The 23,312-nt window shown below is 37.7% G+C and carries 17 protein-coding genes; 6 read left to right on the forward strand and 11 right to left on the reverse strand.

The window, feature by feature from the left end; all coding sequences use genetic code 11:
* Nucleotides 1-490 precede the first annotated feature (490 nt).
* On the reverse strand, nt 491-1,099 hold the full coding sequence (locus QNJ50_RS09620) for a PAP/fibrillin family protein (protein WP_300634659.1): 609 nt from the start codon (nt 1,097-1,099) through the stop codon (nt 491-493).
* Nucleotides 1,100-1,399: 300 nt separating this feature from the next.
* A complete protein-coding gene (locus QNJ50_RS09625) occupies nt 1,400-3,040 on the reverse strand; it encodes a hypothetical protein (protein ID WP_300634661.1) in 1,641 nt (546 codons plus the stop codon).
* A 1,014-nt stretch (nt 3,041-4,054) separates the two neighbouring features.
* Between QNJ50_RS09625 and pstS the strand changes: the two genes are divergently transcribed.
* The 4 genes from pstS (at nt 4,055) to pstB (ending at nt 7,986) form a co-directional block, all read left to right on the forward strand.
* Nucleotides 4,055-5,095, forward strand: a complete 1,041-nt coding sequence (gene pstS / locus QNJ50_RS09630; protein ID WP_300634664.1) for a phosphate ABC transporter substrate-binding protein PstS — start codon at nt 4,055-4,057, stop codon at nt 5,093-5,095.
* Between the two features lie 120 nt (nt 5,096-5,215).
* Nucleotides 5,216-6,187 carry a phosphate ABC transporter permease subunit PstC gene (gene pstC / locus QNJ50_RS09635; RefSeq protein ID WP_300634667.1) on the forward strand — a complete coding sequence of 324 codons (972 nt, stop codon included), beginning with the start codon at nt 5,216-5,218 and terminating at the stop codon, nt 6,185-6,187.
* 76 nt (nt 6,188-6,263) lie between these two features.
* A complete protein-coding gene (pstA, locus tag QNJ50_RS09640) occupies nt 6,264-7,157 on the forward strand; it encodes a phosphate ABC transporter permease PstA (protein ID WP_300634703.1) in 894 nt (297 codons plus the stop codon).
* Between the two features lie 49 nt (nt 7,158-7,206).
* Nucleotides 7,207-7,986, forward strand: a complete 780-nt coding sequence (gene pstB, locus QNJ50_RS09645) for a phosphate ABC transporter ATP-binding protein PstB (RefSeq protein ID WP_300634670.1) — start codon at nt 7,207-7,209, stop codon at nt 7,984-7,986.
* Nucleotides 7,987-8,772: 786 nt separating this feature from the next.
* Here the strand turns inward: pstB and QNJ50_RS09650 are convergent.
* From QNJ50_RS09650 to QNJ50_RS09690, 9 genes are all read right to left on the reverse strand, one after another.
* The gene (locus tag QNJ50_RS09650) at nt 8,773-9,435 is read right to left on the reverse strand and encodes a Na(+)/H(+) antiporter subunit B (protein ID WP_300634673.1); all 663 of its coding nucleotides are present in this window, start codon (nt 9,433-9,435) and stop codon (nt 8,773-8,775) included.
* Nucleotides 9,435-10,031: a DUF4040 domain-containing protein gene (locus QNJ50_RS09655; RefSeq protein ID WP_300634677.1), complete on the reverse strand. Its 597-nt coding sequence runs from the start codon at nt 10,029-10,031 to the stop codon at nt 9,435-9,437. The genes QNJ50_RS09650 and QNJ50_RS09655 overlap by 1 nt, the downstream gene beginning before the upstream one ends.
* Complete coding sequence (locus tag QNJ50_RS09660) at nt 10,031-10,303, reverse strand: monovalent cation/H(+) antiporter subunit G (RefSeq protein ID WP_300634706.1); 273 nt, start codon at nt 10,301-10,303, stop codon at nt 10,031-10,033. Before QNJ50_RS09660 ends, QNJ50_RS09655 begins: the two co-directional genes overlap by 1 nt.
* Before the next feature lie 2 nt (nt 10,304-10,305).
* Nucleotides 10,306-10,557, reverse strand: a complete 252-nt coding sequence (locus QNJ50_RS09665; RefSeq protein ID WP_300634679.1) for a hypothetical protein — start codon at nt 10,555-10,557, stop codon at nt 10,306-10,308.
* On the reverse strand, nt 10,554-10,943 hold the full coding sequence (locus QNJ50_RS09670) for a Na+/H+ antiporter subunit E (RefSeq protein ID WP_300634681.1): 390 nt from the start codon (nt 10,941-10,943) through the stop codon (nt 10,554-10,556). The genes QNJ50_RS09665 and QNJ50_RS09670 overlap by 4 nt, the downstream gene beginning before the upstream one ends.
* A complete protein-coding gene (locus QNJ50_RS09675) occupies nt 10,940-12,406 on the reverse strand; it encodes a cation:proton antiporter (RefSeq protein ID WP_300634684.1) in 1,467 nt (488 codons plus the stop codon). The genes QNJ50_RS09670 and QNJ50_RS09675 overlap by 4 nt, the downstream gene beginning before the upstream one ends.
* Nucleotides 12,403-12,738, reverse strand: a complete 336-nt coding sequence (locus QNJ50_RS09680; protein WP_027843210.1) for a cation:proton antiporter subunit C — start codon at nt 12,736-12,738, stop codon at nt 12,403-12,405. The genes QNJ50_RS09675 and QNJ50_RS09680 overlap by 4 nt, the downstream gene beginning before the upstream one ends.
* Nucleotides 12,739-13,622: 884 nt before the next feature.
* Nucleotides 13,623-15,050 carry a cation:proton antiporter gene (locus QNJ50_RS09685; RefSeq protein ID WP_300634691.1) on the reverse strand — a complete coding sequence of 476 codons (1,428 nt, stop codon included), beginning with the start codon at nt 15,048-15,050 and terminating at the stop codon, nt 13,623-13,625.
* A 74-nt stretch (nt 15,051-15,124) separates the two neighbouring features.
* A complete protein-coding gene (locus QNJ50_RS09690; protein ID WP_300634694.1) occupies nt 15,125-15,364 on the reverse strand; it encodes a hypothetical protein in 240 nt (79 codons plus the stop codon).
* 1,005 nt (nt 15,365-16,369) lie between these two features.
* On the opposite strand from QNJ50_RS09690, the gene QNJ50_RS09695 reads away from it, so the two are divergent.
* Both QNJ50_RS09695 and QNJ50_RS09700 read left to right on the forward strand, forming a co-directional pair.
* Nucleotides 16,370-21,727, forward strand: a complete 5,358-nt coding sequence (locus QNJ50_RS09695) for an esterase-like activity of phytase family protein (protein WP_300634697.1) — start codon at nt 16,370-16,372, stop codon at nt 21,725-21,727.
* Between the two features lie 1,106 nt (nt 21,728-22,833).
* Complete coding sequence (locus QNJ50_RS09700) at nt 22,834-23,073, forward strand: hypothetical protein (protein ID WP_300634700.1); 240 nt, start codon at nt 22,834-22,836, stop codon at nt 23,071-23,073.
* The last annotated feature ends 239 nt before the right edge of the window (nt 23,074-23,312 follow it).

Below are 23,312 nucleotides of genomic sequence, written 5' to 3' on the forward strand. Positions count from 1 at the left end.
CATACAGGCTTACACTGTTTGAGGTTTTACACTCATTCACGCTGCCCCTTTACCAACCACTTGAGGAAATATAAGTATCGAAGTCGGGTGTTATTGTTAGGTCCGCAAGACAGATAATCAAACAGCTTTTACCTCTTAACTCTGACTTTAACTGTTAACAACAAGGCTGTTTTCTCTGCCCAGGAAGCTTTTTATTAGCTTCAATTATTAAGTTATCATCACTTGATGGGGTTAGCTAGTCTTTGAAACTAAACTTTAACTTTAGTAGTAATTGGTAACAGTAGATTAATTAGATTAAATTTACTTCATCTTACTTTACAGGTAACAAACTCTCAAAATAGCAAACTCTCAAAAATTGAAAAATATAGATGACTGTAAAATATAGATGACTGTAATTAAGGGATGTATAATTCAAAAACTGTTTCTACTACTGGCTCCTGACTTCTGACCCCTCAGTTTAACCAAAAAACTTTTTAACAGCAAACCCTAATTAAACGCGCTTCAGAACAAATAAACTCCCGTCACCTCCTCGTCCAATTCTCAAGGTTTCATCTAAATATGTAATCTCAAGGCTGGGAATTCTACCTTGGGGATTATTAGCCGAAATAACCTTAAATGGATTTAATTTGGGAGTATTAATGGCGAAAATTTTCTCAATTGATAGGTAACGCTTATCAAAATTAACATTAATGCGTTTTTCAGTATCTTCTGGCGCAGGTTCAAAACTTGCTGTGACCTTGACGCTTCCTGATATTAGCCCTAAAGGATGCCGAACAAAAGCCAAATTAAAAAATGATTTATTTTCAACATCAATTTCTTGATAAACTTTACCTACTTTCAAATTCAATGGTAGAGAAGATAAACGACGAATCTCCCTAGCTGTCGAATATTGCAATAACCATTTTCCACCCAGGAGAGAAGTTGCGTGGAGTAATGGTTGAGGATTCGGATTAACTTTTTCCAAATCCCTTACTAATTGCTCGATTTCGTCAACTAAGTTCTCGTTTAGCTTTAAATTGGTTAAAGGAGAATCATCCTTATTAGATTGAATCTTCTCCAGGATGGTTTGTAATTGTTCTTTTAATGCTGCTGGACTCAATGATTGTTTTTCCTTTGGCGACTTTTACTAACCATCATAGAGTGATACTAAACGAGGTCAAATTTCCAATGGAATAAAAAATAACTGATGAGTCCTCGTACAACACTAGCCTTAAATCCTGTTGTTTCCAATCGTAGTTTATTCCATTCCCCATCTACCACGCCGAAAAAATGAATACTAGTACTAAAAAACATCCAGTTCTCCCCCTTTAGTTTCCAAGTATCCTTAGTAAACTCACAAAAAAGACGTAGCAATGCTACGTCCCAAAATAACTAGATTAGGGTCAAGCTAAAATCATATTTATCCTTTCTGGGAATCTATTGGATTCTCTTTCCAAGTGACTATCATTACTTTTGTCTCATCAGTATTAAATGTAAAGGTGATGTATTTAGTAAATTCACCTTTCTTGACTTCATATAGAACACCATTGGTATAATCTTCAACTTGAGATGTTTCAAAGCCTTGTTCTTCAAGTTTACTCGTAACTATCGAGCCCAATTCATCAGGACTTTTATTAACATCTGCATTAAAAGCTGTTTCTGTTCCTGGAGTTGGGGTTTGATTCTTATTCGTTTCAGTTGTGTCTAGATATTTTGTCCAGCCAAGTTCTTCATAAAGCTTCGCGAAAGTATTTTCAAATGCTTTTTCTTCAGGAGTTAGTTCTGGTTTTTTCTCTGTTTCTTCTGATTCTTGAGTTTCTTCAGATTTTTTAAGCTCTTCTAATTGTTCTGAGTCTTCGGATTTTTTTATTTCCTCAGATTGCTGGGGTTCTTCTGTTTTTTCCTCTCCTTCAGATTTTTCAGATTCCTGACTATTCATAGACTCTTGTGAGCTTTTTATTTCCTCTAATTCATTAATTTCTTGAGAATCTTCAGGTTTTAAGGATTGAATATTTAGACGGTAACAATCTATTCGCTCTTGGGAAAGTAAAATTACAGTACCTTTATCAGTTTGATTGAATAGATGTAAAAATCTATCTTGACCATCCTTGAAAATTTGATAGACTTTTGTATCTGGGGAATCTGCGACTTGTTTTGGTTGATATCCTTTTTCGGCTAGGCTTTGGGCAAAATAGCCACTGACTTGAGCAAGAGGATCGGTTGTAAATCTACTGTCTTTATCCTCTTGAGCAACTTTTAATCCACACAACAGTGGTCGAGCATTTTTATAATCAGTTACTCCAGTAAATATGTTGGATTGGGGTATTGCTACTGACTCTTCAGAAGTATTTTCATTAGAGGTTGCTAGCTCTTCAGTATTACTTTCTATTTCTAAGTTATCTTCTGCTACTGTTGTAGAATCAGGTATATCACCAGAATCTTCTTCTAATATTTCCACAGTATTACTACTAGTCTCTATCTCTGGTTCAGATTCCGGTTCGGAAGGTGTAGGTAGATCAACAACATCATCGCTAAAGGAATTATCTCCAGAATCTACAATATCGTCACTAGAATCACTCACCGAATCTGAAGCATCATCACCTAATTCATTTGTAGTATCAGTATCCAAGGTATCATCATCAGAATCATCTCCAGCATCCGAATCATCACTTACATCGTCTCCAGAGTCTGAATCCTCGTCGCTAAAATCTTCATTTTCAGGTAGGGGGGGAAGTTTCTCTACGTCCAAAGACTCTTCACCTTCCTCTAAACCTTCATTTTCTGGGTCATTTTCTTCTAAATCATTTTCGAAATCATCTTCGAATTCATTGTCAAAATCTTCATCTGAAGTTACTTGCTCGGTAGTTTCGATGTCTGGATCCTTACCTGACAAAACTGGAATTGCAAGCGCGATCACATGAGCCAAGACTGATAATAGTAATGCAATAACAAATGGGTGTTTAACAGATGTATCCTTAAGATTACGCAACTTCGAGAGAAAATCATTTAAGAAAGACCGCAACTTCACAAACAATTCTTTTACAGAAAATGACTTGAACATGAATATGCCTCTATTAATCTTAACTGTTTAGTTCGATGCAATATTTCACCAGTCAGTAATTACAGAAATGAAAGGGAAGAATGCAGATTAAAGGACAATTTTATAAGGCTAACAAGATTAACTCACAAAGATAGTTAATAATAGTATAAATTTAGGTATCTAATACTTACAATATAATTTGCTAAAGAATTCAATGAGAAGTTACAACTATTAATAACGTAAATTACAATACTTCAATTATCATTTATAAGCCAATTTTTACTAATTGTTAGGCTACTTTTTCATTCGTACTATAAATCTTATATTCAGCAAATTGAGAATTAGTCAGAAAAAACTAGCCATGATTTTTAAGTAAACACACATACAGAAGTTATATGTCGATACAAAAATTTAGTTTATGCTTTAGAAACTAAGTTTATTTCCTTATCATATATAAGCTTTACAAAGCTTTTTCTTACAGCAATCATGTTTAGCCTAGGGAATTTGTAATATAAAAAAATGCTTTTTTGAGATTCTCTGAGGTCAAACTTTCAGTCGTTCGCTAAATACTTAACAAGTAATTCAAAATCGAAATATTGAACTTATATTGATTTAGATAATAAAAACATTTCATATTTTATTACAATATAAACAATTTATTTTGATATGACTACTTGTATGTGTAATAAATAATTATTTTTCCACTAATTATACAAAAAACATCTTCTTTTTTTGTTTTTCTGTAAAATGTTGTCTTTTTCGATAGTTAATATCTATAATTAATTTCTAGGTGAAAATGTTAAAATTAATTCAGTAATTGTAAGATTTAAACTTGTTAATATTAATTGAATATGCAGCCATTATTATACGTTTTTTTGATTCGGATAAAAGTATTATTTTGGCTTTAAAAAACATAATTTTAAATAGATTTTCTGCGTTACTTTTAGTTTCGTTAACCTCATATTAAACCTTGAAGTAGTAGGGTTATATCAGTCTGTGGATCAACAGAAAGTACTTCCCTGATAGTGAGGATATATGAAGTTTTCGACTACCGTTTTGAATCGTGTAGTTACCAGTTCTGTTGTAGCTGCTGCTGTAGTATTGGGACCTATTTTTACTGCAGTTGCTCAAGCAGAAAGTCTCAAAGGTGCAGGTGCTAGTTTCCCTAATCCTTTGTATCAGCGTTATGCTCGCGAAGTTAGAAAAAAGTATCCTAACCTAAAAGTTAACTATCAAGCTTGTGGTAGTAGCTGCGGTATCCGTCAAACCATCAAAGGAACCGTTGACTTTGGCGGTAGCGATGCAGCTATGAAGAATAGCGAAATCAAAAAAGTTCGTCGTGGTGTCATTCTAGTTCCCACCGCAGGTGGTGCTGTTTCAGTTGTTTACAATCTCCCTGGTGTAAAGAACCTTAAACTTTCCCGCACTACCCTACCCCTAATCTTCGCTGGTAGAATCAAACGTTGGAATGACGCCAGAATTAAAAAAGATAACCCTGGTGTAAAACTACCTAATAGAAGAATTACCCCAGTTGTACGTGCAGATGGTAGTGGTACAACTTTCATCTTTACCAACCACTTAGCTACAATCAATGGCTATTTCAGAGGTAGAGTTGGTCGCGGTAAGAAGCCCAGATGGACTTTAAGAAGAGTTCTTAAGGGTAAGGGTAATGCAGGTGTTGCTAACCTAGTTAGACGTACCCGTGGTGGAATCGGTTACGTAAACTACTCTTTTGCTGTTAAGAACAGACTTAAGTCTGCAAGAGTACAAAATAAGAGCAAGCAGTTTGTCGCTCCTTCTTTGAAGGCTGCAAATCAAGCTTTAGGAAGTGTTAAATTCCCCAAAAATTACCGCATATTTGTAGGTGACTCCAACAAAGGTTATCCCATCGTTGGATTAACCTGGATGATGGTCTACAAGAATTATCCTTCCAAAGCTAAGGCTGCTGCTGTTAAGAAGTGGGTCAACTGGGTTATGACCGAAGGTCAAAAGTACAATGCTGGATTGCAATATACACGTATTCCTAAGAGCGTAGTTAATCGCGTACTTAAGGATGTAAATACCAAAGTTAAGTAAATAAATTTATTTAGTTTGTTACTTAACTAATTAATAGCGTGACCGCTTAATGGCTTGATTCTTGTAGGGTGGGTAATACCCGCCCTATTCTTGTACCAAAAATTTATTTATTGATGAGCAATGGAAAATTCATCAGTGCAACAGGTTGACGATTCCTTGAATATAACAAGTAGCACAGGACGCAGTTTTTGGATAGATCGAAGTTTTAATGTACTGGTTCATTGTTTTGCCCTAATTACAGTTAATATACTGCTTTGGATGATTGCAGTTGTCTACAGAGAAGCAAAACCTGCGATCAATAAATTTGGTCTGGATTTTATTTGGAGTCAAGACTGGGATACTCTTCAAGGTTTGTATGGAGCATTACCATATATTTATGGAACCTTAGTAAGTAGTGGACTTGCTATTTTAATCGCTATCCCTGTAGGCTTAGCAGTAGCACTGGTTACCAGTGAAGACTTTTTGCCAGACTGGGTAAAGTCACCAATCGCTTTTATTGTAGAGTTAATTGCTGCAATACCCAGTGTAATTATCGGTTTGTGGGCAATTTATGTCTTAATTCCCTTTTTAATACCTGTACAGGAGTGGTTATACAACAATCTGAGTTGGATCCCACTGTTTGATACAGAGGATACATCTGGTAATAACATGATGACAGCAGCAATTGTTCTGGCAATTATGATTTTGCCAACAATGGCAGCTATTAGTCGTGATGTACTTCTAGTAATTCCCAAACAGCTACGTACTGGTGCAATGGCTTTGGGCTCTACCCGTTGGGAAACTATTTTTCGAGTACTGTTACCTGCTGGCTTCTCCGGTATCGTTGGTGCAACCATGCTTGCTTTGGGAAGGGCTTTAGGGGAAACTATGGCTGTGACGATGGTAATAGGTAACTTTAATCAGATCAAACCTTCGTTACTTGAAGCAGCCTATACAATTCCTGCTGTCCTTGCTAATGAATTTGCTGAAGCAGAAAATAGGTTACATGTTGGCGCTTTAACATATTTAGCTTTGATTTTGTTTGCTTTGACCCTAGCTGTAAATATTGGTGCTGTGATATTAGTGCAGGTACTTGACCGAAACAAGAAATAATTGGTCATGAATCGCTAAACATTAGTACTGGTCATCAAACAAATGATAAATGACAAAAAACAAGGATGAAGAACAAATGAGTTCTTACCAAAAATCAAATGAAAATGAGTCCGTAGCTGCAGAGTTATGTACCCCACTACCCCATCGGCGTCAGTTGTTCAGTAATGGGATGAACTCCGTAGCTTTGATTTTTTCCCTCCTAGCATTACTTCCTCTCATCTCACTAGTGTGGGAAATTTTACTCAGGGGCTTACCCAATCTCAAGCTAGAGTTATTCTACTCATCATTTATTGATGGTGGATTTGCTAACGCCATTATTGGTACCATCACAATGGTTGCGATCGCGTCAGTATTGAGTGTTCCTTGTGGAGTTATGACAGGAATATTCTTAGCTGAATTCGGTCAACAAAGTTCTGCTGCTCGCTTAGTTCGCTTTATTGCAACTATTTTGACTGGCGTTCCTTCAATCGTTGTCGGTGTTTTTGCTTACGGTGCAGTTGTTTTAACCACAACTCAATGGACAAACGGACAATATAGTTTTAGCGCCTTTGCCGGTGGTTTTGCTCTAGGGGTAATTATGCTACCGGTTATTACTCTGACAACAGAGGAAGTATTGAAACTAATTCCTAAACCTCTACGCCTAGCATCTGCAGCTTTAGGTGGAACTACTTTTCAAACCACATCTCGAGTTTTACTTCCTGCAGGAATACCTGGAATTACTACCGGTATTTTACTCGCGGTCGCCCGTGCAGCAGGTGAAACAGCACCACTAATTTTTACAGCTCTATTTAGCTTTTATTGGTCAGAAGGAATATTCAAAGAAACAGCATCATTACCGGTATTGATTTTTAACTTCTTTACCGATGACGATCCAAAAATTGTTGAACTAGTCTGGACAGCTTCTATCGTTCTTGTTGGATTAGTCTTATTCTTTAACCTCCTTTCTCGTATCGTTACGCGCCGCAAATAAAACCCGAATATTAAGCCAGATAGTTGATTTTCCTACATATTCCCCAAGCATGAATAACTTAGTTCCAGCTATCAGAGTCAAAAACCTCAGCTTTTTCTACGGCACTTTCAAAGCGCTTGAAGGTGTTTCAATGGATATTTACCGAAATAAAGTTACGGCATTAATCGGTTCTAGCGGTTGCGGTAAATCCACTTTTATCAAATCTTTGAATCGAATTAGCGAATTAGAAGCTGATGTCACAATCGAAGGAAGTGTAGAATTTTTTGGTCAAAATATCTACAGTCGGCGCGTTAACTTAAATCGGCTTCGTCGCCAAATCGGGATGGTATTCCAAAAGCCGAATCTTTTTCCTATGAGCATTTATGACAATGTTGCTTATGGTTTAAGAATAGAATCATGGCGTCCCAAATCTGAGTTAGATGAGATCGTAGAGTCTGCCATTAGAGGTGCAGCTTTATGGAATGAAGTCAAGGATAAACTACACCAATCAGCTTTAGGTCTGTCTGGAGGACAACAACAGCGTCTCTGTATCGCCAGAGCTTTAGCGGTTAAACCCAGAGTTCTCTTAATGGATGAACCTTGTTCTGCTCTCGATCCTCTCTCAACAATGAAAGTAGAAGAACTCATTCACAGCTTGCGTGACGATTTCACAATTGTTATTGTTACCCACAATATGCAGCAAGCAAGACGTGTCTCTGATTTCACTGCTTTCTTTAGCACCGATGAAAGTCGTATCGGTCAAATGATCGAATTCGGTTCTACAGAGCAAATTTTCAACAATCCTCTTGATAAACGTACCCGTGACTATGTTGAAGGACGCTTCGGTTAATTAGGAGCAAAGTGAAAATTCTATGTCTTATATCAGGGTGTAGCTCCTCTAGTGATTTATTATTTGAATTATTTAATTTGAATTATTTAACTTGAATTGTTTGAGCCTAATGAATATAGAATCTTAAGTCATACAAGACTTAAAAAATACACAATTTAATACTCAATTAAAAGTATGATAGATATATCATGTAGTAACCATTGGCGTCACATATATATTATTTGATTAAATTGTTCAATTATCAACCGAAAGGGTGAACCTAAAACCTGGGGGAATTTAGTAAAATATGAATTATTGGGAGTTTTTCAAGATTTTCAGCCCTTCTTAGGCGCTTTGTTGTCAGGAGACCTTTATAAATTAAAACTCACTAAATCAAATCCACCAAGACAAAGTAAATCAAATATCGCTCTTCCATTATTCACATGAGATGAAACTTTCAAACTGTAAAATCCCCGACATAGAATGGTCAAGGTCAACATGATTCCACATGAATACGGAACTGAATACCTATAATTTCTTATTTCCCGCCCGATGATGGAAGAGCGATAGCGGCTAAAACACTCCTAAATCATTACTTAAGGAATCACACTTCATAGCATCATTCATTATGCTCTGTCATATTTCCTTGCAATAACAGGAGTTAGAAGATAGGAGGCAGAAGTGGAATACGCTTTGCAAGCGCTTCACAGCGTTTTAAGTGTACTTAACTTACTTGAAATCTATGATATATCTACGACTTAGTTGTCCCCTAATTCAAAAACCAAAAAATAAACCGTTGTATTTGTCTCAGAGTAAGCCACGATAGCGAATAAAGACCAAAATCACTGCCCAGCTTCCCAAAGCCACCTTAATTGCAACCAAGATGTTGAAAAGGGGAAGAAGACCGCCACTGATAAGTGCACCTAACTCTCCATGTGGTAATTCTATCCCACACAAAGTAACGACTGATAGAACAATGAAAAGCAATACCGAAAGTTTTTCCCAGGTTGCAGCACGCCAGCGCTGGTAGATATTCTGCATCCACTCGGAACTAGAAGTGATTGCAACTAGTCCAATTGCTGTTCCACCTGCTACCCCAGCAGAAAACCCACCACCGGGACTCAAATGTCCCCTAATTGCCAATTCAATACCCACTAATGCAGCAATGATAGCTCCCAAACGAGCCAGAACTATGGAAGGTTCATCAGTGAATTGATAGATAGTACAAGATGGCTTTTCATTGGCGAGCAAGTACTTTGCACCCAAAATTGCGATCGTAAAAACTACTACTTCGAAAATTGTATCGTATAGTCTATTGCGGAAAATAATACCTGATACAGCATTCGGAACCCCACTGTCTTGTACAACTAATTGAGCAATTGATGTTTGCAATGGCTCAGTTGTCGGATCTGGCATCACTAACATTTTGATGAATAGCGCTATACCCGCTAAAATGTAGATCCATTTCATTAGTGCTTCTCCTCAGTCGGGCTGACATAGGTAAGGTTTATTTCTGATGATGAAAGCTCTGCTTTCATGATTTCATATAGACGTTGAACCCTTGTTGCGGTGCAATATTGCGTTGCGGTAATCAGCGCTCCATGGTCTTGACCACTGTATTCTGGCAAACACTGGGGAGCAAAGGTTGTATGGACATCTTTATCCATCAGCGCTCGCTGCAAAGCCTTTGGATTGTTATAGTGGACTACTTCCACCCGCATATGGTGTTTACCAAAAATATTTCTCAAGTCAGCTACTAGTTCTCCCAAGTGCTCTGAATCACCCCCTGCATCAATTGAATCACCTTCGAGCACTCCCAGACGCATTACTAAGGATGAACGCACAGCCACCGCATAGAGAGTAATTGCCAACAAGGTACCTACTAACGCTTCGGTTAAAGCTACATCTGGCGCTCCCAACACTGCATAAACTAAAGCTGCTATTGCTCCTAATACCCCTCTCAAAAGCAAAGCATGGTATGGGTTAACTTGAAACACAAGCATACATGCAGACAATGGTAGCAGGGCAATAATGACATAAATGTAAAGGTCGATACTGTTATTCATTATTTACCCCCAGTAGTAGAACAATATGCCAATACATACCCCAATACTGTATTCCATATTGCCAGAGAAATTATGGCAAGAACAAGTAGTGGCCATTCATTAGGTATTTTGATTAGCAATCCGACTGTGATACTCATAGAGCCAAGCGTATCTGCGACCGAAAGACTATGCAATTTGAATAGTACAGAACGCTTACCAAGCAGCGGAAATGTTCCCCAGAACCAGAAAACTATTCCAATGCCGATGCAGGTATAACTTAGAATGTCCAAAATCATCAGTTTAATCTTCTTATGACATGTGCTAACAACATTAGAGCTGCATTTCCTACACTCAAGATGATGACGCCACCAAGACCGATCATCCAATCATCTCGTAAGACAGATACAACCAAAATCATAATTGATGTTTTACTGGCAATACTTGAAAACGCCAAGGTTGTTTGCCAAATATCATCATCTTTCCAAGCTTCGTACATGGGGATGAGAAGAGCCAGAATCATCACCATTAGTACTATATGTAGGTTCATGAAGCTTTCCTCCGTTTTACCCAATGTACTTCATACCAACCTTTTTCGTGATATTTCAAAACGATAGTCTTAGGTGTAAATGTGATTATAAATACATCTAAGAAGATTAAACCTGGTGTCCTTCCTGGTCGAACTCGCTCTAGAGTTACATCCTCATGTTGATGGGGAAAGAACATGATCTGTAGTGCCTCAAGATATGCTTGGGGAACTGCTACTAGAGCCTCATAAAGAGCTCTGAACCAATCTTTCAATGGTCCCGGGCTTTTAAGACGTCCCGGTAATAAAAGGGCGACACTAACACCAATGATAATATTTGCTACACTCAGATTGGCGGTGAGCAGAAACCAAATAACTAGTCGCAATATCAGATTTAAATATCCAATCATGCAAATACCATCCAAAAGACTAGGAGTAACATCAAACTCATGCCACCAATGAGGTGATCGAATTCTTCCTGTATGCGGGGAAGTTTGATCGCTGAACGTCGGAAAATCAAGAAATATGCTAACCAGCCAAGGGCAATTGTTACCAAGGGCTTGATGATATTCTTCACGGTGTATGCGTCGTAATATGCCACATTAGCCACAAAGAGACCGCCAAGCAAGATGACCATTGCTACCCAATAACCAAGTTTTGGCATTTCTCCCGTACTATTCTCTCCCCGAGCATGGGGCAAAAATATAAATTTGGCAAATGATATCGCTGTTCCAAGGGCTGCAATATTCATACCAATAACTTGCCAAGGTACTAAATTCTTCATTGTTAATACCTTTGCTCCAAAACCAGATAGTAAAGGAAAACCCGATATGGAGAAACTGGCTATTACTAAAGCAATCCAGACTGGTGTAAGAATTGGCAAACTTCTAAGTTCTTTCAGGTTTCTGCTAGGTAAAGAACCTGCTGTGAGGAAAAGGGCTGATTTCACCAGACCATGGGTTAGGGCATAAAAACCACCAACCTGTGGTGCTGCAAGAACAAAGCCCAACTGGGAAACAGTATGGAACGCCAACATCCGTTTGGTGTCTTTTTCAAAAACAGCATAGCAAACCCCAAGAACTGCTGTACCAACTCCGAATATGCGGACAATGGGGTCTACCTGCTCGAGCATCAAAGCACAACGTACCAAGGGATATACACCTGCTTTGACCACAACTCCCGATAGTAAGGCTGACACTGGCGACTCTGATTCAGAGTGAGTCAAGGGTAACCACAACCCGGAAACAAAGATTCCCCCCTTTGTTAGTAGCCCCATAAATATTAGAGCCTGGGCCTCAATTGGCGATCTGCTCAGACCATCAAAAGCAAAGGAATTATTTGCTTGATAGACCAACACTGCACCTACCAGATAAAACAGCATAGCTGTGTTACTGACAAAGAGATAGCGCAAACCAACCCAAATTGAGCGTCCGGTTCTGGGATAGGCAATCAAGAGAAACGCAGCAACACCGATTACCTCTAGTGCTACATACAAACTCATGAAATCAGCACAGATAAACGCAGAATTAACGCTGCCATGCAGAATGGTACTCTGCATATAAAAAAAGGACGTTCTACCTGTGTTCCAGCAATATATAATGACTGCCGCGCTCACCAGAGCATTGGTCAAAATGAAATAACCACTCAATTGATCGATCGCTAATGTGACACCGAAATTATCTAGTAAATTTAGCGTCATTAACGATTGGTTATAACCAAATCTTAGAGAACCATTGACAAATAATTGCAATGCATATGCTCCTGAAGCAAGAGCAGTGAATAATGCAAGATATCGGTCTAGTTTGGGGAGTAGATAAATGACAAACCCCAGACAGAATGGTAAGGCGATCCACGTAATTGTAATAGTAGTCATGGGGTATTGTTCTTTTCGATCTCCTTGCTTTCCAATGTTGGATTATCCCGTGCTAGCTTCATGACACCAACTAGGATTAAGGCTTGAATAGAAAAGCCAATCACAATCGCTGTCAATATCACTGCTTGGGGAACTGGGTCCGCATAAGGGACATCTTTACTTGATGACAGTACGGGCGTGAATAAACCTTCTCGTGATGCGACCATCACGTAATAGCTAATCACTCCTGTACTCATGACATCCATAGAGATGATTTTCATCACCAGATTTTTTTTCAGGATGATGCCAAAAAAACCGCACAATATAGTTGCAAATACACATGCTTCCAACACGGGAATTACCTATTGGCTAAGTAAGAGTTAGTTACAATTATACGTGAAATAGTACACAATTTCCGACAAGTTACTTGATTTATTGTGTGAGTTTTTACAAATTATTTGGGATTTATATATATTTATGACTTTTTTTCAAATGTCGCTTATAAAACAAAAATTAATGAAAATGTCTATCGAAATCATCCATTAACTTAGATAACAATGAGAACACGAAAAATGAAAACATATTTTTAACTGAAAAAATGATTTTTATTGGTGTTATTATTAAATTAGTTTTGATGAAAAACATGCTTGTTTATTTGCAATTATTTTTTACTAATTGAAATTCTGTCAGAAATTTTACGAATAATCCAAAATACCTTGTCTAATTCTAATTAAGTGTTAGATTGCCATAAAATTAATTATAGTTTTTTCAAGCTTTATAGACGACTTACACGAACAATCTCGTGCAATAATTGCCAGCAAATAAACAGTGAAATACCAATCATGAATCCTCCAAGCATGTAATATTAGACTCGAACAATAATGTGTTTGGAGATATAGGTTTTTGACCTGTGGGTATGGGGCTAATGTATCAAATCTAATGATTTACATTTATTTTCTCTCAAAATATTTGTAGAGACGTTACGTGTAACGTCTCTAGATACCAGCTTAAATTCAGACTTACTAGTAGTACTAATCTATCAACTCAAAGATAAAGAATGACATAAGATAAGGTTTGTGGTAGTACGACCTCTTAAAGGATGTGCTGGTTTTGAGAAAAGTATTATCTTTTTTCTTTGGTGTTTAATGGTTAATACTTAACTATAAACCAAGTCGAGTTAATCCGATAGAGTACTACAGTATTTTATTGGGTCGAAATCCTAAATTTAGTTTTTCGATCATGCCAATATCATCCAGAAGAGTAGAACTAACATCAAACTCATACCACCTACAAGATGCTCAAACTGTTCGACCACAGAGGGTACCTTGAATTCAATGCGCCGAAAAATGAAAAAGTATGTCAGCCAGCCTCCACCAATAGTAGCAAGGGCTTTAGCTATATTAGTGACTGTATACGCCTGAAAGGTTCCGATATTTGCAGCCAACATTCCACTAATCAATAGAGCCGCGGCAAACCAAAAACTGGGTCTAACCTTATCTTCCCCATTACTGGGCAAAAAGATAAATTTGGCATACACAACTGCTGTTCCCACTGCTGCAATATTCATTACAATTTCTTGCCAGTACTGTAGATTCTTCATGGTCAGCATCTTGGCTCCAAAGCCGACTAGGAAGGGAAAACCAGATACAGAAAGGCTAGCAATAACTAAAGTAATCCAAAGCCATCTATTTGTTGGCTTTTCCTGGAGTTCTGTGAAGCTTCGACTGGGCAAAATACCAGCAATTAAGAAAATCGTCGCTTTTACCAATCCGTGGGCTAATGCATACAAACCACCTACAGCAGGTGCAGATAGGATAAAACCCAATTGGGAAATAGTGCTTAGGGCTAGGGTGCGTTTAGTATCTTTTTCAAAGATTGCATATAATGCTCCTAATAATGCTGTTCCGACTCCAAATATTCTAATGATGGGGTCTATCTCTTCTACAAGGAGTGCGCAACGCAGCAGAGGGTAAACGCCTGCTTTGACTACAACTCCTGATAGTAAAGCTGATACAGGCGATTCTGATTCAGAATGGGTCAGTGGTAACCATAATCCCGAAACGAAGATTCCTCCTTTTGTTAACAGTCCCATTAAGATCAAAGCCTGGGCTTCGATTGGCGCGTTACCTAAACCTTCAAAAACAAATGAATTATTTGCTTGATATACAAGTAAAGCACCTACGAGATAAAACAGCATGGCTGTGTTGCTAATAAATAGATAGCGCAAGCCAACCCAAATGGATCTATCCGAACGAGGGTAGGTTATCAATAGAAATGCAGCAATACCTATAACTTCTAGAGCCACGTATAAACTGAGAAAATCCGCACATATAAAGGCGGAGTTAAGGCTACCATGGAGAAATATAGCCTGCATGTAAAAGAAAGCCGATCTACCCGTGTTCCAACAGTAAATAATAACCGCCGCAGTTACCAGAGCATTTGTCAATATAAAGTAACCACTTAATCGGTCGACAGCTAAGGTGACGCCAAAATTATCGAGCAGTTGTAATCTCAGTGATTCTTGGTTGATGAGTATCTGCAAAGCATATGCGCCAGAGACAAGTGTCATTCCTAACGCTAAAAATCTGTCGATTTTCGGGATCAGATAAATGACAAACCCCACAAACAAAGGTAGGGCAATCCATGTAATTGTAATATTATTCATGGGGTATTGTTATTTTCGAGTTCCTTAGTTTCCAATCTTGGATTATCCCGTGTCAATTTCATGACATGACAATTTTATTGTGCGAACGATTCATTACCTGTTGATTTCATCAAATGATGATTGTGTGGTGCTATTGCTTCATAGTTGAATAACTTCATAGCATCAACAAAACTCAGAGCTTCGCTATAAAAGCCAAGGGAGTCGAGTTCGCTACCATCATAAGGATAATAAATGACTACCTGAAGAATTAAATCAGCATTACTGGGATTTTGAACATCTGACTTTTCATCACCTAAAATGAGTAGCGCGAACAAACCCTATGGTAATGCAATCAATAGGTATCAGCTAAGCAGCTTTTGACTTACAAAATTCATAGAAGTAATCGTCATGAACGGGCTCTTTTTCAGGATAACGCCAAAAAATTCGCACAATATTTGTAATTGCAAATACACATGCTTCTAACACGGGAATTACCTATGTCCTAAGTAAGAGTTAGTTACAATTATATGTTAAATGGTACACAGTTTATAACAATCAACCTGATTCATTGTATTATTTTTATAAATGATTTAGGTTTCATATACATTTATTAAGATTTGCTAAATGTTGCTTATGAAACACAAAATCGTCAAAAAGTATAGCGAAAGTATCCATTGAAATTGGGTTATGATAGATTTTTGATCGAATAAATCAGGATTTTGCAAATATTTTATACTTATACTAATTATTAAAATTAAACTAAGTTTAATTAGAAATCAAACATTTATTAATCATTATTTTCTACTATTTGGATGCAAGTTAAAAAGTTTACAACGAACCGTAAGCTTTTAGTGAAATCCGTTCAATAATTATTATTCTCAGAGGGTTAATCATAACTTTTTGGGATTAATAGGCATAGTTAAAATCCAAAAATTTGCCCAAAAATATCAGCAAATGGATTGCAAAATTCTACTTGTAAATCCTTGAATTAGTTATTGCAGCCTTTGATTAGCAGGTTTTTGCTCTTCCAAACAGTATGAATTTGATGCCAGATTTTGTCATTTCCATATATTTGGAATGGGAAAGCTACCCTGAAAACATTATTAATGTTTTGGGCTTCTATAACTCTGAGGTTGAAAGAAAGCATACCAGGGGATGAACATTATATTTTTATCTTCCAAGGTAATTCACAGCCCTTGCTTCGTATTTTAGTTCGCAATCATTTAGCAATGAAAAAATAGTTTGAGATTTTACATGTCAATTCTGAGTTTGCAAACACGAATCAAAGAGCAAGCGATCGCGATCCTTTAGTTACACGTTTATCAATTCCACCAGAAAATATGGATTCTAATCAAATTAAATTAAGTCAAATTGGTACATTTACCAGCAAAGAGGGTGCAGAAATCGTCGCCCACGATCCGGAAACCCAGCGTTTATTTGTTACCACTGGGGATACCATTGAAGTCATAGATATCACAGATCCTGCGAAACCAAAAAAAGTAAGCGATATTGATGTCACTTCTATTGGTGGTGGTGCTAATAGTGTTGCGGTTAAAAACGGTATCGTTGCTGTAGCTGTTGAAGGAAATACCAAACAAGATAACGGTAAAGTTGTTTTTTACAATACAAATGGTGAACTTCAAAGTTCCGTTACAGTTGGTCCTCTTCCCGATATGCTTACCTTTACTCCTGATGGGATGAAGGTAATTGTAGCTAATGAGGGCGAACCGAACGATACATATGATAACGACCCAGAAGGTTCCATCAGCATTATTGATATTTCTGGTGAAGTTGGTAGTTTAACTGATGGAAATGTAAAGACCGCTGATTTCACAGCCTTTAACGATCGCAAGCAAGAGTTAATCAATAAAGGCGTCAAAATTTTTGGTCAAAGAGCAGATAAAACTCCTTCTAAAGTAGCCGAAGATTTAGAGCCAGAATACATTGCAATTTCTCCCGATGGTTCAACAGCGCTTGTTACTCTTCAAGAAAACAACGCCGTTGCAGTAGTAGATATTGCAACTGCTAATGTAGTTGATGTTTTACCTTTGGGTGTTAAAGACCACAGCAAAGGTCAACCCACAGTAACTAACTATGAAGTTCAAGGTTTGGGACCAATCGCTAATGCTGACGGTCTACCCTTAGAGACTCCTGCTGGTCAAACAATCGACTTGGGTGGTATTTCTGGTCTATATTATGCAGGTCAAGAGGACGATAAAATCAAATTCGTATCTGTTCCCGATCGCGGTCCTAACCCAGATACATTTAAGGAAGATAAGAATGGTGATGGTACAGAGGATACCGTTCGTCCCCTAGCATTACCTGATTACCAAGCTCGAATTGTCGAAATCGAGTTAGATACCACAACTGGTGTTGCTAGTGTTAGCAATCAGATTTTTCTCACTCGTAACGAAGACGGTGTAAGCAAACCTATTACAGGTGCTCCTAACTTTGTTTTTGATGTTGATGGTAACCAAGTTGACGAGTTTCCAGTAGATGCTGCTGGTAATCCTGTTGAGCTGGATCCTTTTGGTGGAGACTTGGAAGGTATTGTCATCGATGGAGATGGTAACTACTGGATGGTTGACGAATATCGTCCTGCAATTTACCAGTTTGATTCTGATGGGGTTCTTTTAAATCGCTTTATTCCTGAAGGTACAGCAGCATTAGCAGGTCAAGCAGAAGGTGCATTCGGTACAGAAACCCTACCTGCAGAATATGCTAATCGTCGCCGCAACCGTGGTTTTGAAGCTATAGCTCTGGATACTGATGAAGAAATTCTCTACTCATTTATCCAAACTCCTTTAGCAAATCCAGATCGTGCAGCTTCTGATGCTTCCGATGTGATTCGCGTTTTGGGAATTAATCCTGTAACCGGCGAACCTGTTGCTGAGTATATTTGCTTACTCGAAGACTCAGCAGTTCGTTCTGGTGGACGAGTTGATAAGATGGGTGATGCTGTTTACGTCGGTGATGGTAAATTCCAAGTTATCGAACGTGATTCAGCAGTTGGTGAAAATGCTAAGAAGTTTATTTTTGAGATTGACCTCAAAGGTGCTACTAATTTATTAGCTGATGATGCTCCCAGCTTAATAGCTGATAAGACTCTGGAACAACACACAGCAGATGAATTAGTTGCTCAAGGTATTAATCCCGTCCATAAAACCAAGGTAACTAACCTACCTTCAATTGGTTATCAAGCAGGTGATAAGCCAGAAGGTTTAGCATTACTACCAGATGGTCGCTTAGCTGTTATTAACGATAACGACTTTGGACTTCTTGATGAAACTATTCCTGAAGATGGTTCTGGAACAGTTGCAATCAATCCTAATCCCACCAAAACAATATTGGGATTAATTGAATTTCCTGAAGGTAATAAACTCGATGCTAGTAACCGGGATGTAGATGGTAGTAAAGATGCTGGTGGTAAGATAAACATCCAGAATCACCCAGTTTTCGGTTTATATCAACCCGATGCGATTGATAGTTTTGAAGTTGGTGGTAAGACTTACTACATCACTGCAAACGAAGGTGATGCTCGTATCCGTCCTGATGGAGATGATATTCTACCTCCTCCGAATGACAAAGAAGGAAACATTTTCAACGAAGAAGCACGAATTGGTGATGATGAAGTAACTCTCGATCCAGATGTTTTCCCCAATGCTGAGGAACTGAAAAAAAATGAAAATCTCGGTCGTCTGAAAATTACCAATAGGTTAGGTGATCTAGACAGTGATGGTGACTTTGATAAATTATTCAGCTATGGTGGTCGTTCCTTCTCTATCTGGGATGAAGTTGGTAACTTAGTATTTGATAGCGGCGACCAAATCGCTAAAATTACTGCGGAACAAACTCCAGAGTTATTCAATGCTAACGATGGAATTGCAGAAGAGTTTGACGAACGTTCTGATGATAAAGGTGCTGAACCCGAATCTGTAACTGTCGGTAAAATTAACGGTAAACCTTATGGTTTCGTTGGTTTAGAGCGTGCTGGTGGTGGAGTACTAGTTTACGACCTAAGCAATCCTACTGCACCTAAATTTGTCCAGTATGTTCGTACCGAAGGCGATATTGCTCCCGAAGGATTGAAATTTATCCCCGCTTCTGAAAGTCCAAATGGAAATCCTGTGTTAGCGGTTGCTAATGAAGAAAGCAAAACCACTACACTTTACGATATTGAAGTTCCTAACTACACTTTGCAAATTCTCCACGCTTCTGATTTAGAGGGTGGTGTAGATGCAATTGACAGTGCTGCAAACTTCGCTGCGATAGTTGATAAATTCGAAGACGAAGTTGAAAACAGCATTACCCTTTCTGCTGGTGATAATTATATTCCCGGACCATTCTTCGGTGCTGCTGGCGATCGCTCTTTGCGTACTCCCTTACAAGAGTTTTACAAAGAGTTCTTTGATATAAATGGTTTAACCAATATTCGTGAAGGTGTCGGTCGCGTTGATATGTCAATTATGAACGCAATTGGCTTTGACGCTTCAGCAGTTGGAAACCACGAATTTGACGCAGGAACTAATGCTTTTGGCGATATCATCGGTACTGATATTCGCGGAACTACTTTAGATGATGCTCGTTGGTTGGGTGCTCAGTTCCCTTACCTCAGCGCTAACTTAGACTTCTCTGGTGATAGCAATCTTGCTAATTTATACACTGAAGAAATATTACCCAACACAGATTTCCAATCTCTCCCCACCGATCTAGATGCTGCAGCAAAAGCACCTAAAATTGCTCCTGCAACAATCATTGAAGAAAATGGCGAAAAAATTGGTGTTGTTGGTGCGACAACCCAATTAGTAGAAACTATTTCTTCTACTGGTGGTGTTGATGTCATTGACCCAGAATCGAATGATATGGCTGAATTAGCAAAAATTCTTCAGCCTACTATTGATAAGCTGATTGCTGATGGTATTAACAAGGTTATTGTAGTCAGCCACTTACAACAGATTGCTCTGGAAAAAGAATTAATTGGTTTACTTTCTGGAGTAGACGTAATTATTGCTGGAGGTTCGGATACACTCCAAGCAGATAGTACTGATAGCTTACGGGAAGGAGATACCGCAGCAGAAGGTTATCCTGTCAAAACCACTAATAAAGATGGCGAACCTGCAGTTATCGTCAGTACCGATGGAGAATATTCCTACGTCGGTCGTTTGGTAGTTGACTTTGACCTTCAAGGTAAAGTTATTCTTGACAGCATTGATGAAAATGTCAGTGGTGCTTATGCTACCGATGACCAAGGTGTTGCTGATGTCTATGGTGAAGATGCTGCAAATGCATTCGCTGAAGGCTCCAAAGGTGCACAAGTTAAAGCCTTGACCGAGGCGGTTGAAGCTGTAGTTACTGCAAATGATGGCATTATTTTCGGTAAAACCGATGTTTTCTTAGAGGGAAGACGCTCGGAAGTTCGCACCCAAGAAACTAACTTGGGTAACTTGACTGCTGATGCAAATTTAGCTGCAGCAAAGAAAGCTGATAATTCAGTAGTAATATCCATTAAAAATGGTGGCGGTATCAGATCTGAAATTGGTAGTGTAGATGGTACCACCGGTGACTTAGGAACAACTCTAGCAAATCTGAAAGCTGGTAAGAACGCAGGAGATATTTCTCAATTAGATCTGGAAAATTCTCTCCGCTTCAACAACGGTTTAACCCTATTAACCGTAAGTGCTCAACAACTCCTTGATATTATTGAGCACGGTGTAGCAGATAGTGGAGACGGACAAACCCCCGGACGTTTCCCCCAAGTCAGTGGTTTAGCATTCAGTTTTGATGATGACTTACCTGCTGGCGATCGCGTACAATCCTTAGCTGTTAAGGATGAAAATGGTAATTTACTCGACGTCATTGCTGAAAATGGTGAATTAGTAGGTGATGCTAACCGCACCTTCCGTATTGTTACCTTAAACTTCTTAGCTGATGGTGGTGATGGTTATCCTTTTCCTGATGGAGAAAGTGCAAACCGTGTAGACTTAGTGGTAGATGGTGCGGAACGTACTGGTCTTGCAACTGCTGCTGATGATGGTTCCGAACAAGACGCTTTGGCTGAATACTTACTTGAGAACTTCTCAACTGAACCTTTTGATGTTGCTGATGTGTCACCAGTAGAAGACGTGCGGATTCAAAATCTTGATTTCCGTGAAGATAATGTGATACCTAGCACCAACGAAATTATCAACAATTTAAACCAAACACCAATTGCAACTCAAAATAATGGTGATACCGAAGTTGAACTAATTAACCTCAGTGGTTTAACCGGTAAGGTGAAAGTTAATTACATCATCAGTAGAGAAGCAGACTTCGATAACGAAGTTTATTTCTACAAAATTGATGATATTACTGGTAGTGTTGGTGGTGTTGGTGTTGGTAATGCAGGATATCTGCAAAATGCGTTAGACAACATTATTTCTCCAGCATTTTCCACTAGTGACGATGGTGTAGAAATTGGAAGTGTTGAACTTGAAGCTGGTTCCTTTATCGCACCTCTAATTATTGCTGATAACACTCTAGAAGTAGCAAAAGAAGGAAATGCAAGCGTTTACTTCGCTTTCCCTGGAGCAGTCGGTGGTGATGGTTTCGACCACATTACAAAACTGAGCAATCGCACCTTTGGTTTTGAAGATTTACCCAACGGTGGCGATCAAGACTTTAACGATATCACGATCACAATTGATAGCTTTAGCGTTTAATGAGAATTTTGAACTTAGAGACAGTATTCCGATGAATATGAGTTCTCAACTGTAGATTAAATAATAAAAACCTGGAGCGATGATTTGTTCCAGGTTTTTCTATTGTATGTATTTTAAGATTAGCTTTTTACCACATGAATTTAAGATTACAAGTATAGGGGAAGAATAGATTTTTTGATGTTCATCAAATTAATTTTCTCTTTATTAGATTTAACTCAAAAATTTAGCTATTAAATATATACATATGAATTAATCTAATTTCCAAAGAAACAACTCATAAATTTCTAGGCTTATCAATCTATAAGCTTAAAACCTATAAGCTTACGGAATTACAGATTTCTGAACCCATAGACTTTGGCTTTTTCTTACTCTTGGCGATGTTGATACTATATGGTTCGCAGAAAATATTAATTCAAGGCTGCAAGTTTATTTTTTTTAGTTTATAATGATTGTGAGACCAAAAGTATAAAAGATACCATCCCTACTTCGGCTTACATAATCAGTAAATTTCGGCTTACGCAATCAGTAAAACAGCTGCAGATATCCATGTGGATACATTGGTATGATTTTTGTGTTCCTCTGTAGTGTAGAGAGCTAGAATCCAGTAATGACATAAAATATGTAGCAATTTGTTTGATTTTACAAATCAACACATAAGGTGTGACAGCTATTCATATAACAATATAAGAGCTTTATTAGTATAAATAATCAAATATTTTTGTGACAAATAAGACAATGCTTACGATATTATGTTCGTGAAAAATATTGTAAGTATAAGACTAAACTTGATTATTCATTTTTTAGTAATAAGATTAGATGAATAAGCATTTATTAACCTGGATAATATAACTATTTTTAATGTAAAACTAATTTCAATTTGTATGAGTATAATACTATTTTTTATGTTTTTTGTAAACCGTTCATAACAAATCAAAACTATGCTTGTAATATTAGTGTTAAGAATTACAGTTTTTAGAAGAATCTGTATTAATTATATTTTGAATTAGATTATTTATATGCAACAAATAATATAAATATTGTTAATAAAATTTATGTTTAAAAAAAGCAAAGTTAGAAAACCTCCTTTTATAATTCATAAATGTCGTGTGCTTATAGATTCAGAATGCTCGACAGCAGGGATCAAGAATCGACTTACTCCATTTTTAAATGAATCAGATATTCACATTCTGGAAGGAAAAAATCTACGTCGGGAAATAAAGAAAGGTAATCCTGTTATAGAATTTAAAACAACGAATGGTACTTGGCAAGTTAAGAATATTGGGAAGAGAAATGGGCGTTACTTATGGGACTTATATTTCTTCTCTTACTATTGTATTTTAGTCTAGTTGAAAATTTATTTTTTTAAGTTTATTGCCTTTTATTTGATTTGAGTTAAGTTTAAAGTTTCTTCAATATTAAATAATATATTTGAGTGTGTTATGGTTATCATCCTGACACACTTCTTTTAAATTAGGACTTACGCAACTGGCATATTTTTCCTGTAGGGTGTGTGACGCTGTAAAAATACCTGAACGTAAGAATCAGACTTATAGCGTCACGCACCAACCACCAATTGTGACACTTG

Origin of the sequence: Mastigocoleus sp. MO_188.B34 (assembly GCF_030065675.1) — a bacterium.
Lineage (GTDB): Bacteria > Cyanobacteriota > Cyanobacteriia > Cyanobacteriales > Nostocaceae > Mastigocoleus.